Source organism: Streptomyces poonensis (genome assembly GCF_014650915.1).
GTDB lineage: Bacteria > Actinomycetota > Actinomycetes > Streptomycetales > Streptomycetaceae > Streptomyces > Streptomyces poonensis.
Genome location: NZ_BMVW01000015.1, coordinates 105671 through 118024 on the forward strand (window position 1 = coordinate 105671; position 12354 = coordinate 118024).

The 12354-nt window shown below is 70.8% G+C and carries 10 protein-coding genes; 3 read left to right on the plus strand and 7 right to left on the minus strand.

Translation table 11 applies throughout. The features are described 5' to 3' along the window. Positions 1–7 precede the first annotated feature (7 nt). Both pyk and IE242_RS29065 read right to left on the minus strand, forming a co-directional pair. Positions 8–1444, minus strand: coding sequence for a pyruvate kinase (gene pyk / locus IE242_RS29060; RefSeq protein WP_189864450.1), 1437 nt, complete (start codon positions 1442–1444; stop codon positions 8–10). 146 nt (positions 1445–1590) lie between these two features. Next, the gene (locus tag IE242_RS29065; protein WP_189864452.1) at positions 1591–2331 is read right to left on the minus strand and encodes an SIMPL domain-containing protein; all 741 of its coding nucleotides are present in this window, start codon (positions 2329–2331) and stop codon (positions 1591–1593) included. Positions 2332–2536: 205 nt separating this feature from the next. Here IE242_RS29065 and IE242_RS29070 point away from each other — a divergent pair, with 205 nt between their 5' ends. Next, complete coding sequence (locus tag IE242_RS29070) at positions 2537–4345, plus strand: 5'-nucleotidase C-terminal domain-containing protein (protein ID WP_189864454.1); 1809 nt, start codon at positions 2537–2539, stop codon at positions 4343–4345. A gap of 79 nt (positions 4346–4424) precedes the next feature. Here the strand turns inward: IE242_RS29070 and IE242_RS29075 are convergent, their stop codons facing one another. From IE242_RS29075 to IE242_RS29095, 5 genes are all read right to left on the minus strand, one after another. Continuing rightward, positions 4425–5834: a lysine N(6)-hydroxylase/L-ornithine N(5)-oxygenase family protein gene (locus IE242_RS29075; protein ID WP_189864456.1), complete on the minus strand. Its 1410-nt coding sequence runs from the start codon at positions 5832–5834 to the stop codon at positions 4425–4427. A gap of 367 nt (positions 5835–6201) precedes the next feature. Beyond that, entirely contained in the window at positions 6202–8730 is a 2529-nt protein-coding gene (gene pepN / locus IE242_RS29080; RefSeq protein ID WP_189864458.1) for an aminopeptidase N, read from the minus strand. Positions 8731–8801: 71 nt separating this feature from the next. Further along, a complete protein-coding gene (locus IE242_RS29085; protein ID WP_189864460.1) occupies positions 8802–9365 on the minus strand; it encodes a response regulator in 564 nt (187 codons plus the stop codon). A 115-nt stretch (positions 9366–9480) separates the two neighbouring features. Continuing rightward, a complete protein-coding gene (locus IE242_RS29090) occupies positions 9481–9837 on the minus strand; it encodes a chorismate mutase (protein WP_189864462.1) in 357 nt (118 codons plus the stop codon). Between the two features lie 81 nt (positions 9838–9918). Beyond that, complete coding sequence (locus IE242_RS29095; protein ID WP_189864464.1) at positions 9919–10413, minus strand: GNAT family N-acetyltransferase; 495 nt, start codon at positions 10411–10413, stop codon at positions 9919–9921. Between the two features lie 161 nt (positions 10414–10574). Between IE242_RS29095 and IE242_RS29100 the strand changes: the two genes are divergently transcribed. Together IE242_RS29100 and IE242_RS29105 are read left to right on the plus strand one after the other, a co-directional pair. Continuing rightward, positions 10575–11483, plus strand: a complete 909-nt coding sequence (locus tag IE242_RS29100) for a hypothetical protein (RefSeq protein ID WP_189864467.1) — start codon at positions 10575–10577, stop codon at positions 11481–11483. A gap of 87 nt (positions 11484–11570) precedes the next feature. After that, complete coding sequence (locus IE242_RS29105) at positions 11571–12350, plus strand: ankyrin repeat domain-containing protein (protein WP_229859602.1); 780 nt, start codon at positions 11571–11573, stop codon at positions 12348–12350. The last annotated feature ends 4 nt before the right edge of the window (positions 12351–12354 follow it).

The following is a 12354-nucleotide window of genomic DNA, read 5'->3' on the forward strand; positions in this document are numbered from 1 at the left end:
CGTACGGCTAGCGGAGGCTGTCGCCCTCGCCGATGTGGTGGACGCGCACCATGTTCGTTCCGCCGGGGACTCCGGGAGGGGAGCCTGCCGTGATGATCACCATGTCGCCCTTCTGGCAGCGGCCGTACCGGAGCAGCAGTTCGTCGACCTGGTTGACCATGGCGTCCGTGGAGTCGACGTGCGGGCCGAGGAAGGTTTCCACGCCCCAGGTGAGGCTGAGCTGGGAGCGGGTGGCCGGTTCGGGGGTGAAGGCCAGGAGCGGGATGGGTGAGCGGTAGCGGGAGAGGCGGCGGACGGTGTCGCCGGACTGGGTGAAGGCGACGAGGTACTTGGCGCCGAGGAAGTCGCCGATCTCGGCGGCGGCGCGGGCGACGGCGCCGCCCTGGGTGCGGGGCTTGTTCTGCTCGGTCAGGGGTGAGAGCCCCTTCGCGAGGAGGTCCTCTTCCGCGGCTTCGACGATGCGGGCCATGGTGCGGACCGTTTCGATGGGGTGTTTGCCGACGCTGGTCTCGCCGGAGAGCATCACGGCGTCCGTGCCGTCGATGACGGCGTTCGCCACATCGGATGCCTCCGCCCTGGTGGGGCGCGAGTTGTCGATCATCGAGTCGAGCATCTGGGTGGCGACGATGACCGGTTTGGCGTTGCGTTTGGCCAGTTTGATGGCGCGCTTCTGGACGAGGGGGACCTGTTCCAGGGGCATTTCGACGCCGAGGTCGCCGCGGGCGACCATGATGCCGTCGAAGGCGGCGACGATGCCGTCGATGTTGTCGACGGCCTGCGGCTTCTCGACCTTGGCGATGACGGGGAGGCGGCGGCCCTCCTCGTCCATGATGCGGTGGACGTCCTCGATGTCGCGTCCGCTGCGGACGAAGGACAGGGCGATGACGTCGAAGCCGGTACGGAGCGCCCAGCGGAGGTCGGCTTCGTCCTTGTCGGAGAGGGCGGGGACGGAGACGGCGACGCCGGGGAGGTTGAGTCCCTTGTGGTCGGAGATGAAGCCGCCTTCGACGACTCGTGTACGGACGCGGGGGCCGTCGACCTCGGTGACCTGCAGGGTGACCTTGCCGTCGTCGACGAGGACGCGTTCGCCGGGGGTGACGTCTTCGGCGAGGCCGGAGTAGGTGGTGCCGCAGGTGTGGCGGTCGCCCTCGACGTCGTCCTCGACCGTGATGGTGAAGTGGTCGCCGCGTTCGAGAAGTACAGGGCCTTCGGCGAAGCGGCCGAGTCGGATCTTCGGGCCCTGAAGGTCTGCGAGGAGGCCGACGCTGCGGCCGGTCTCGTCGGCGGCCTTGCGCACACGCTGGTAGCGGTCCTCGTGCTCGGCGTACGTGCCGTGGCTGAGGTTGAAGCGGGCGATATCCATTCCGGCGTCGACCAGAGCCTTGATCTGGTCGTATGAGTCGGTGGCTGGCCCCAGAGTGCAGACGATCTTTGCTCGGCGCATGAGTTCGACACTAGGGCTTACCGGCCGGTAGGGAATTGGTCGGGCGTGACTACTCAACGGCCTTTGGATGAAGGGTTGTTGACAAGCGTTTAAGTGTGCAGCCCATTGCTCCGATGAGCGTACCGGCCGGCGCCCGGCCGCGTTTTTCACAGGCGTGGGGGTGCCATGGTGAAGCGTGCGTTGACGTGTGCGTAGACGTGCTGCCGTTGCGGTTCGAGGTCGAGAGGGGCGGCGGTGGCCTCGGCCGCCGCGCCGTACCCCAGGGAGCGCATGACGCCGGGGGCCGGGGGCGGGTAGGGGGGCTGTGCGCTGTCGGCGCCGACGTCGGCGATCTCGATCAGTGCGGCGAGGGTGGTGTCGAGGGCCTCGGCGTATTCGCGGGCGCGCTGGACGGCTTCGCGGACGGCTTGCCGGCGGGCCTGCCGGTGGGCGGGCGAGTCGGGGCGCAGGGCCCACCAGGGGCCGTCGACGCGGGTGAGATCGAGGTCGGCGAGGCGGGTGGTGAGTTCGCCGAGGGCGGTGAAGTCGGTGAGCTCGGCGGTGATGTGGACGCGGCCGTGGTAGGTGCGGACGCGTTCGCCGCGGCCGCGTGCGGTCAGTTCGGGGGCGATGGCGAAGGCGCCGGTCTCCAGTCGTTCGACGGCTTCCCCGTAGGTCTTGATGAGGTCGAGGACGGTGGCGTTGCGGTGGGTGAGGTCGTCGAGCGCGGTGCGGCGGTCCCTGCCGCGGGCGCTGATGGTGATGCCGATGCGGGCGATCTCGGGGTCCACTTCGAGGTGGGCTTCGCCGCGGACGGCTATGCGGGGGGCGTCGGGGGTGGCGTAGGGGGCCGGGTGGCGGTGGTCCGCGGCGGCGGGTGTCGGCTGGTGCTCCGGGTGGGAGGTCATACGTCCCACTGTGTCACCGGTGGCCCGGTTGGCGGCCCCTCCGGGGTCTTGGTGGTCACCAGATCGCAACCTGGGAGGTCTGTTGCTGCTTGTGATCAGCGGGTCAGAATCTACGCGCGTTCACGCGTCGGTGTCCCGCTCCGCGCGCGTCCACGCACGTTTCTTGTCTACGCGCGTCATCGATCTTCTCCTAGGAGTACCCGTCATGCCGTTGAACCGCCGCAGGTTTCTGAAGAGGTCCGCCGTGACCGGCGCGGGTGTCGCGCTGGCCGGCGGCGTCGCGGCGCCGGCCGCCGAGGCCCACGGGAAGGGCGGCGGGCACGGCCGGAAGCCGAAGCGGTACGCGCTGACCGTGATGGGCACGACGGACCTGCACGGCAACATCATGAACTGGGACTACTTCAAGGACGCGGAGTACGCGGACACCGCGGGCAACGCCAAGGGCCTGGCCCGTGTCTCGACGCTGATCAACCAGGTCCGCAAGGAGAAGGGCCGCCGCAACACCCTCCTCCTGGACGCGGGCGACACGATCCAGGGCACCCCGCTGACGTACTACTACGCGAAGGTGGACCCGATCACCGCCAAGGGCGGCCCGGTGCACCCGATGGCGCAGGCGATGAACGCCATCGGGTACGACGCGGTGGCGCTCGGGAACCACGAGTTCAACTACGGCATCGAGACGCTGCGGAAGTTCGAGTCGCAGTGCGACTTCCCGCTGCTGGGCGCCAACGCGGTGGACGCGAAGACGCTGAAGCCGGCCTTCCCGCCGTACTTCATGAAGAAGTTCCACGTGGAGGGTGCCCCGCCGGTCAAGGTCGCCGTCCTCGGCCTGACCAACCCGGGCATCGCGATCTGGGACAAGGCGTATGTGCAGGGCAAGCTGAAGTTCCCCGGTCTCGAGGAGCAGGCCGCGAAGTGGGTGCCGAAGCTGAAGTCCATGGGCGCGGACGTGGTCGTCGTGTCGGCGCACTCCGGGTCGTCGGGCACGTCGTCGTACGGTGACCAGCTCCCGTACGTCGAGAACGCGGCGGCGAACGTGGCGAAGCAGGTGCCCGGGATCGACGCGATCCTGGTCGGTCACGCGCACGCGGAGATCGAGGAGCTGCTGGTCACCAACGACAAGACGGGCAAGACGGTCGTGCTGTCGGAGCCGCTGTGCTACGCGGAGCGGCTGACGCTGTTCGACTTCCAGCTGGTCTTCGAGAAGGGCCGCTGGCAGGTCGAGTCGGTGAAGGCGTCGCTGCGGAACTCGAACACGGTCGCCGACGACCCGAAGATCACCAAGCTGCTGGGGGACGAGCACGCGAAGGTCGTCGAGTACGTCAACCAGGTCGTCGGTTCGGCGACCGAGACACTGACGACGGTGGACGCCCGCTACAAGGACGCCCCGATCATCGACCTGATCAACAAGGTGCAGGAGGACGTCGTCAAGGCGGCCCTTGCGGGCACCGAGTACGCGGCGCTGCCGGTGCTGTCGCAGGCGTCGCCGTTCTCGCGGACGTCTCAGATTCCTGCGGGCGAGGTGACGATCCGGGACCTGTCGAGCCTGTACGTGTACGACAACACGCTGGTCGCGAAGGTGATGACGGGTGCGCAGGTGCGGGCGTACCTGGAGTACTCGGCTGAGTACTACGTACAGACGGCGGCGGGTGCGGCCGTGGACGTGAACAAGCTGACCAACGCGGGCAACCGTCCGGACTACAACTACGACTACGTGTCGGGCGTCCAGTACGACATCGACATCGCGCAGCCGGCGGGTTCGCGGATCAAGAACCTGACGTACGGCGGTACGGCGCTGGACGATGCGCAGCGGTTCGTGTTCGCGGTGAACAACTACCGGGCGAACGGCGGCGGCGCGTTCCCGCATGTCGCGTCGGCGACGGAGGTGTGGGCGGAGTCGACGGAGATCCGGACGCGGATCGCGGAGTGGGTGACGGCGAAGGGTGTGCTGGACCCGAAGGACTTCGCGTCGGTGGACTGGAGGCTGACGCGGGACGGGACGCCGGTGTTCTGATTCTCGTCGAAGAAGGAACGGCGGTTCGTCCGCTCGCCGGTCCGCTGGGGCCCCGGTTCTCCGGGGCCCCGCTTCGTTTCTACCTCTCCACCAGCGGGAGCAGTGTCCGCGGCCGGCGTGCCGACGGCACCTGGAACGCCTGGTGCTGGGCGAGGCCGAAGGTGGTGAAGGCCGTGCGTTCGGGCAGCGGGTAGGGGTTCTGCCCGGTGACGGAGTTGAGGATGGTGGCGCTGCGCCAGGCGGCGAGGCCGAGGTCGGGGGTGCCGACGCCGTGGGCGTGGATGGCCGCGTTCTGGACGTGGATCGAGCCGGTCACGGCGGGGTCGAGAACGAGGCGGAACCGGTCGTCGACGCAGGGGCGGTCGGAGTTGTCGCGCTGCATGTAGGGGTCGAGTCCGGCGAGCATGCGGTCGAGGGGGCGTTCGCGGTAGCCGGTGGCGAGGACGACGGCGTCGGTGCTGAGGCGGGAGCGGGTGCCCTGCTGGATGTGTTCCAGGTGGAGTTCGATGCGGGTGCTGGCGATCCGGCCGGCGGTGCGGACGAGGACGCCGGGGGTGAGGACGGCGTCGGGCCAGCCGCCGTGCAGGGTGCGGCGGTAGAGCTCGTCGTGGATGGCGGCGAGGGTGTCGGCGCCGATGCCTTTGTGGAGCTGCCACTGGGAGGCGACGAGCCGGTCGCGGGTGGATTCGGCGAGGGCGTGGAAGTAGCGGCTGTAGTCGGGGGTGAAGTGTTCCAGGCCGAGTTTGGAGTACTCCATGGGTGCGAAGGCCTCGGTGCGGGCGAGCCAGTGGATGCGTTCGTGGCCGATGGGGCGGGCGTGCAGCAGGTCGAGGAAGATCTCGGCGCCGGACTGGCCGGCTCCGATGACGGTGACGTGGGGTGCGGTGATGAGGCGCTCGCGTTCGCGGAGGTAGTCGGCGGCATGGATGACGGGCACGCCGGGGGCCTCGACGAGGGGTTTGAGGGGGTCGGGCACGTAGGGGGCGGTGCCGACGCCGAGGGCGACGTTCTTGGTGTACGTACGGCCCAGGGCCTGTGCCTCGCCGGTGTCGTCGAGGTGGGTGAAGTCGATCTCGAACAGGCTGTGGTCGGGGTTCCAGCGCACCGCGTCGACCTGGTGGGCGAAGCGCAGTCCGGGGAGGTTCTCGCTGACCCAGCGGCAGTAGGCGTCGTACTCGGCGCGCTGGATGTGGAAGCGCTCGGCGAAGTAGAAGGGGAAGAGCCGGTCGCGGGTCTTGAGGTAGTTGAGGAACGACCAGGGGTTCGCGGGGTCGGCGAGGGTGACGAGGTCGGCCATGAACGGCACTTGCAGGGTGGTGCCGTCGATGAGGAGGCCGGGGTGCCAGTCGAAGGCGGGGCGCTGTTCGTAGAAGACGGCGTCGAAGTCGGTGAGGGGATGGGCGAGGGCGGCGAGGGAGAGGTTGAACGGGCCGATGCCGATGCCCACCAGGTCGCGGGGGTTTTCGGGCTCCTGGGGTGGTGTGCTCATGGGCTCCTCCGGGCGCGCGGCGGTCTGGGGGTCTCGGCGTGTACGCGCCGTGGTGCGGCGCGCCCGGAGAGCACAACGATCGGACTCGGAGGGGGGTACTGCCGTGCGGAGAAATTGTGTAGGGCGAGCTGAAGTACTGGTCGCGGTGCGGCAGTTGCGGCCGGTGATCGTGCGGCTCCTGGGCACCGCGGCGTCCGCCGGCCGCTGAGCTCTCCACGGCTCCGCCCGCGGCGTGCCGCACACCGCCGTGCCCTCCGCGGCAGCCGCTCGCCGCCGTGCCTGCCGGGCCGCGTGCGTGCGGGCCGGGCACGGATCTGTCGGTCCGCGTCCGGGCCGCACGCGCGCGGTCCTGTCGTGTCCGGTCCGCTCAGGACGTGCTCGGCGCGTGTGTCTCGCGCACCCGTGCCGCCCGTCGCAGGTCGTCCAGCTGGTCGATGAGCTTGCGGCGGAGGGCGGGGATCGGGCCGGCGTCGCGCAGGCAGGTCTCGCCGAGGTCCAGGGTGCCGGTGTCGACGGCGTACGCGGGGAAGGCCCAGCGGCCCGCCGCCTCGGCGATGGCGGGGCCGCGGCGGGCGGCGAGGGCGACCGCGTCGGTCCAGTACCGCTCGACGTAGCCGCGGAGCAGGTCGGCCTGTTCGGGCTGCCAGAAGCCTTGGGCGGTGGCGGTGAACAGGTAGTTGGAGAGCTGGTCGGAGGTGAACATCTCCTCCCAGGCGCGGCGCTTGGTGGCGGGGTCGGGCAGTGCGGCGCGGCAGCGTGCGGCGCCTTCCTGGCCGGTGGCGCTGGGGTCGCGGGCCAGTTCGGCGGCGATGGCGGCCTCGTCGGTGGCACCGAGGACGGCGAGCCGGCCGAGGATGCGCCAGCGCAGTTCGGGGTCGAGTTCGGGGCCGCCGGGGACGGTGCCGTCGGCGAGCCAGGCGGCGATGGTGTCGGGGTGGGCGGCGACGTCGATGAAGTGGCGTACGGCGGTCAGGCGCAGCCCGGGGTGGGAGCCGTCCTCGGTACGGCGGATGAGGTCGCGGCAGAGGTCGGTGAGGGTGGCGAGGGCGGCGGGGCGGGCGTCCGGGGTCAGGAAGCGGTCGGCGATCTGGGCGGAGGCGAAGGACAGGACGCCTTGGACGAGTGCGAGGTCGGTCTCGTGGGGGAGGTGGGTGCGGGCGGCGTCCAGGTAGGCGGTGGGCGGCAGGTCGCTGTCGCGTACGGCGTCGCGGAGGGCGTTCCAGACGACGGCGCGGGTGAGCGGTTCGGGCAGGCCGGAGAGGTGGTCGCGGACGGTGGTGAAGGAGTCGTGGTCGAAGCGGATCTTGGCGTAGGTGAGGTCGCCGTCGTTGAGGACGAGCAGCGCGGGCCGCTTGCCGATGGTTCGCGGGGTGCTGTCGGGGACGTCGGCTTCGAGGCGTTCGCGGAGGACGAGGCGGGTTCCGTCGGCGAGGTCGCGGTCGTAGAGGCCGACGGCGATGCGGTGGGGCCGGGTGCCGTGGTGGTCGACGGTGAGGGTGTACGGGCTGTTCGGGCCGTTGTCGCCCGGGGTGATCGTCGGGGTGAGGGTGTCGACGCCGGTGGTGCGGAGCCAGGAGTCGGCCCAGGCGTGGACGTCGCGGTCGGTGGAGGCGGCGAGGGAGTCGATGAAGTCGGCGAGGGTGGCGTTGGCGAACCTGTGGCGGGCGAAGTGGGTGTTGATGCCGGCGAGGAAGTCCTTCTCGCCGAGCCAGGTGACCAGCTGGCGCAGGGCGGAGGCGCCCTTGGCGTAGGAGATGCCGTCGAAGTTGAGAAGGGCGGAGGCGGTGTCGTCGACGGCTTCGGGGGCGACGGGGTGGGTGGAGGGGCGCTGGTCGGCGTCGTAGCCCCAGGCCTTGCGGGCGACGCCGAAGTCGACCCAGGTGTCGGTGAAGCGGGTGGCTTCGGTGAGGGTCTGGTAGCCCATGTACTCGGCGAAGGACTCGTTGAGCCAGATGTCGTCCCACCACTTGAGGGTGACGAGGTCGCCGAACCACATGTGGGCCATCTCGTGGGCGATGACCATGGCGCGGGTCTGGCGTTCGGTGTCGGTGACGGCGGACCGGAAGACGAACTCGTCGCGGAAGGTGACGAGGCCGGGGTTCTCCATGGCGCCGGCGTTGAACTCGGGGACGAAGGCCTGGTCGTAGGAGTCGAACGGGTAGGGCTCGTCGAACTTCTCGTGGTAGCGGTCGTAGCAGGCGCGCGTGATGCGGAGGATTTCGTCGGCGTCGGCGTCGAGGTGGGGGGCGAGGGAGCGGCGGCAGTGGATGCCGAAGGGCAGTCCGCGGTGCTCGGTGGTGACGGAGTGCCAGGGGCCGGCGGCGACGGCGACGAGGTAGGTGGAGATGAGGGGGGTGGGTGCGGCGCGCCAGGTGCCGTCGTCGTCGCGTGCGGTGATGCTGTTGGTGAGGACGGTCCAGCCTTCGGGGGCGGTGACGGTCAGCTCGAAGACCGCCTTGAGGTCGGGTTGGTCGAAGGCGGGGAAGACGCGCTGGACGTCGTCCATGAACAACTGGGTGTAGACGTAGGTCTCGCCGTCGGTGGGGTCGGTGAAGCGGTGCATGCCCTCGCCGGTGCGGGAGTAGCGCATGGCGGCGTCGACGCGCAGTTCGTGCTCGCCCTCGGTGAGGTCCTTCAGGGGGAGCCGGTTGCCGGTGAGGGTGCCGGGGTCGAGGGCTTTCCCGTCGAGGGTGGCGGAGCGCAGCCGGTCGGGCTTGAGCTCGACGAAGGTGTCCGTGGTCTCCTGGCCCGCGCGCACGGTGAAGTGGATCGTGGTGCGGGAGTCGAAGGTGTCGTCGCCGCGGGTGAGGTCGAGGGCGATCTCGTAGCGGTGGACGTCGAGGAGCTGGGCACGGGTCTGCGCTTCGTCGCGCGTCAGTACGGACATGGGGGACATGCTGCCTGATGGCTCCGCCAGGGCACAGAGCCGGGCGGTGTCTCGGGCGGGATGCCCCGGGTGGGTGCGTTTCAGGTGCGGTCCCGTGCGGGCTGCTCCGCGCGGTCGGGGCCGGGGAGGGGGCCGGTGTTGTGGCGTTCGCGCTGGAGGGGCACGCGGCTCTCGTGGGGCGGGGGTGTCAGGTCGCGCTCCGGTGGGTGTTCGTGCACGCGGGCGCGGAGTTCGCGTACCTCGCGTTCCAGGGCGTCGGTGCGCCGGTAGGCGTCGTACAGGTAGCGGACCTTGGTGCGCAGGGCCCAGGGGTCGGTGGGTTTCGCGATGAGGTCGGCGACGCCGAGCCGGAAGGCGGTGGAGGCGAGTTCGGAGTCCATGCCGAAGCCGGTGAGCAGCACGATGGGGATGTGCTGGGTCTGTTCCAGGCGGCGCATGTAGCGGACGACGTCGAGGCCGCTGACGCCGGGCATGCGCACATCGAGGAGCAGCAGCCCGACCTGGCCGCGCAGGACTTCCTTGAGGGCCGCGTCGCCGCTGGTGGCGCGGGTCAGCCGGTAGCCCAGCGGAGCCAGGGCGCTCTCCAGGGCGTACAGGGTGTCCTCGTGGTCGTCGACGATGAGGATTGCGGCATTCGACGGCATGGCCCGACGTCCCCTCGCTCGGACACATCGGCATGGGCGGCACGCCCGGGGAGTGGTGCGTGTGCCCACGGCTCGACCGGAGTCCTCGCAGGATGCCTCCTGTCGGGGCCCGGTGTCACTCCCCTTGACGGGACGTGCCGTTGACAGTGTCGTCCGCGATGCGTTCGTGGTGGCGGATGACCTCGGCGATGATGAAGTTGAGGAGTTTCTCCGCGAACGCCGGGTCGAGTTTGGCGCTTTCGGCGAGCCGGCGGAGGCGGGCGATCTGCTGGGTCTCGCGGGCGGGGTCGGCGGGTGGCAGCCGGTGCTCGGCCTTGAGGTGGCCGACGCGCTGGGTGCATTTGAAGCGTTCGGCGAGCATGTGGACGACGGCCGCGTCGATGTTGTCGATGCTGTCCCGCAGGCGGGTGAGTTCGGCGCGGACGGCCGGGTCGGCGTCACCGGCCACGGCACCGTTGTTGCTGGTGGTCATGGGCGTCACCCTACGTGGAGCGCCCGTGCCCGCCGAGCGGCGTCCGATCCGCGGAAGGCCGGTGGTCCGGGGCGCGGGTCTTCAGCCGGTGGTCGGCGATGTCCTCGGTCGGTGGTGGGCGACGTCCTCAGCCGTGGTCAGCGACTTGTGGAAGTACACGTCCTCGTGTCCGCCGGGGACGCCTGGGTGGCGGCCTGTCTCGCGGTAGCCCTGTTTGCGGTAGAAGCCGGGGGCCTGGAAGGTGTACGTGGACAAGGCGATGTCGGTGCAGCCGCGCCGGGTCCCCTCCTCCTCGGCCGCCTTGAGGATCCTGCTGCCCCAGCCGGAGCCCCGGAGGTCCTCCCGTACCCACAGCATGTCGACGGTGCACAGGGTGCCCCAGACGGAGGCGGTGAGTCCGCCGGCCACTTTGCCGTCGGCGTCGGTCAGCCGTACGGAGAAGTCCTCCCAGTCCGCGACGCCGGTCGCGCGGGCGTTGAAGGCGTCGAGCTCGTCGCCGACGCGGTTCGCGAGCTTCCGGTCCTTGGGGCCGACACGCAGGGACGCGGTGCGGGCGGGATGCTGCTCGGTACCCATGGGGCGGAGTATCGCAGGGGGCGGGGGCCGTGCCGAGCGTTTCCGCGGATGTACGGGGAAGGGGCAGCGGTGATTCCGCCACCGTCCGCCGCGGACCCCGGGAGGGTTGCCGGGTACCGCCTTAGAGTGGAGTCGAGTCGAGGCGTCGTGGGGGTGCGGACGTGGCGAACGGCGGATCTGTCCAACACGGCTACCCGCATCTGGAGACGGTGCGGGCGTCGATCACCGCGTTGTACAAGCGGCTCTCGTACGACACGGTCCAGACCTTCGCCGCCAGTGTGGCCCCCGTCGACGTGGCGTTCGGTGACACCGACGACCTGTATCTGGGGGCGCAGCGGGTGGCCCGTGAGCTGGTGCGGCACTACCGGCTGCCGGACGCCCGGATGATCATCGGATTCCGGGAGATGACGCATGCGGCGAGCGTCGAGCTGGCGGCGGGGCCCGAGTACTTCATCGAGCTGAACGACCGTTTCCGCACCCATCGCCGGGACATCGGCGCGGCCCTCGCCCACGAGGTGATGCACGTCTACCTGCACCGCCTCGGCCTGTCCTTCCCGGGCACCCGCGACAACGAGATCCTCACGGACACGGCGGCGGCGTATCTGGGCGCGGGCTGGCTCCTCCTGGACGCCTACCGGGAGGACGGCGCCTCCTCGCAGAAGCTGGGCTATCTCACCCCCGAGGAGTTCGGCTACGTCCTCGCCAAGCGGGCGTCCCTGTTCGGCGAGGACCCGTCGGTGTGGTTCACCAGTCCGCAGGCGTACACGGCGTACGGCAGGGGCGCGGACCTGGCGCGGCGCGACGAGCGGCAGCCGCCGCTGACCGCGGCGGGCTGGGCGGGCCGCCGCCGGTATGCGCGGGACCGCCGTTCGGCCCAGGCCGCCGCCGGGGGTCACCGCCCGCCGGGCCCGCAGCCGGACGTCGCGTACACGTTCTCCCCCGACGGCCGCGACCCGCTGCGTGTGTCCTTCCCGTGCCCCACCTGCCACCAGCGCATCAGGGTGCCGGTCCGCGGCCGGGTCCGGGCCCGGTGCGGGCTGTGCCGGACGGTGCTGGAGTGCGACACGTAGTGCCGTGCGGGTTCCGTGGGCGCTGCGCCGGGGAGGTCGCGTAATTCCGTTGCCCGCACCGGGCTTCGCGCGCGACGCTCGCACGACATGAACGAGACGGACGAGACGCTGGACATGGAAGACGGGCACGACGAGCACGAACCGCCGGCGGACCTCCTCACGGCGGTGTACGAGAGCGACGACGACGCGGTCGTACGGCAGCTGCGGGCCGGCGCCGATCCGGAGACGGCGGACGAGGACGGTCAGACGGTCCTGTACCTGGCGGCGACGCTGCTCGGGGAGCCGGGCATCGTACGCCTGCTCCTGGCGGCCGGTGCCCGTCCCGACCGGCTGAGTTCGGGCACCGACTCGCCCTTGTGCGGCGCGGCCTGCACCGGCCGTACCGAAGTCGTCCGCGCTCTGCTGGCGGCCGGGGCGGCCCCCGACCTGGCGGAGGAGGGCGGCTTCACGGCGATGACATGGGCGGTGCGCGGGGGCCACGCGGGTGTGGTGGCGGCCCTGCTCACGGCCGGAGCGGACCCGGATCTGCCCGGTCCCACGGGTGAGCCCCCGCTCGTGGCGGCCGCCCGCCGGGGCTCGCCGTCCTGCGTCCGCGCCCTTCTGGAGCACGGCGCGCGGGCGCGTGCCGAGGCGCTGGCGGAGGCCCGTCGCTGGCTCGTACGGGATGTGGCGGCGGAGCTGCGGGCGTCCCTGGAGCGTCTGCACGGACCCGGTCACGAGGTGACGGTGCGGCGGGTACCGGAGGAGGACGGCGGCACCACCGTGGTGGTGGAGCTGCGCTCCGGGGACAGGACGGTGGCGGGCGACGACCTGCAGACGGGACACGCGGAGATCGTGGCGCTGCTGGAGGGCGGCACGGACGTGTGAGACG

Coding starts and splice junctions, on each gene's coding strand:
- pyk (WP_189864450.1), bottom strand. CDS start 1,444: ATGCGCCGAGCAAAGATCGTCTGCACTCTGGGGCCAGCCACCGACTCA.
- IE242_RS29090 (WP_189864462.1), bottom strand. CDS start 9,837: ATGACCACCAGCAACAACGGTGCCGTGGCCGGTGACGCCGACCCGGCC.
- IE242_RS29095 (WP_189864464.1), bottom strand. CDS start 10,413: ATGGGTACCGAGCAGCATCCCGCCCGCACCGCGTCCCTGCGTGTCGGC.
- IE242_RS29065 (WP_189864452.1), bottom strand. CDS start 2,331: ATGACCTCCCACCCGGAGCACCAGCCGACACCCGCCGCCGCGGACCAC.
- pepN (WP_189864458.1), bottom strand. CDS start 8,730: ATGTCCCCCATGTCCGTACTGACGCGCGACGAAGCGCAGACCCGTGCC.
- IE242_RS29085 (WP_189864460.1), bottom strand. CDS start 9,365: ATGCCGTCGAATGCCGCAATCCTCATCGTCGACGACCACGAGGACACC.
- IE242_RS29105 (WP_229859602.1), top strand. CDS start 11,571: ATGAACGAGACGGACGAGACGCTGGACATGGAAGACGGGCACGACGAG.
- IE242_RS29070 (WP_189864454.1), top strand. CDS start 2,537: ATGCCGTTGAACCGCCGCAGGTTTCTGAAGAGGTCCGCCGTGACCGGC.
- IE242_RS29075 (WP_189864456.1), bottom strand. CDS start 5,834: ATGAGCACACCACCCCAGGAGCCCGAAAACCCCCGCGACCTGGTGGGC.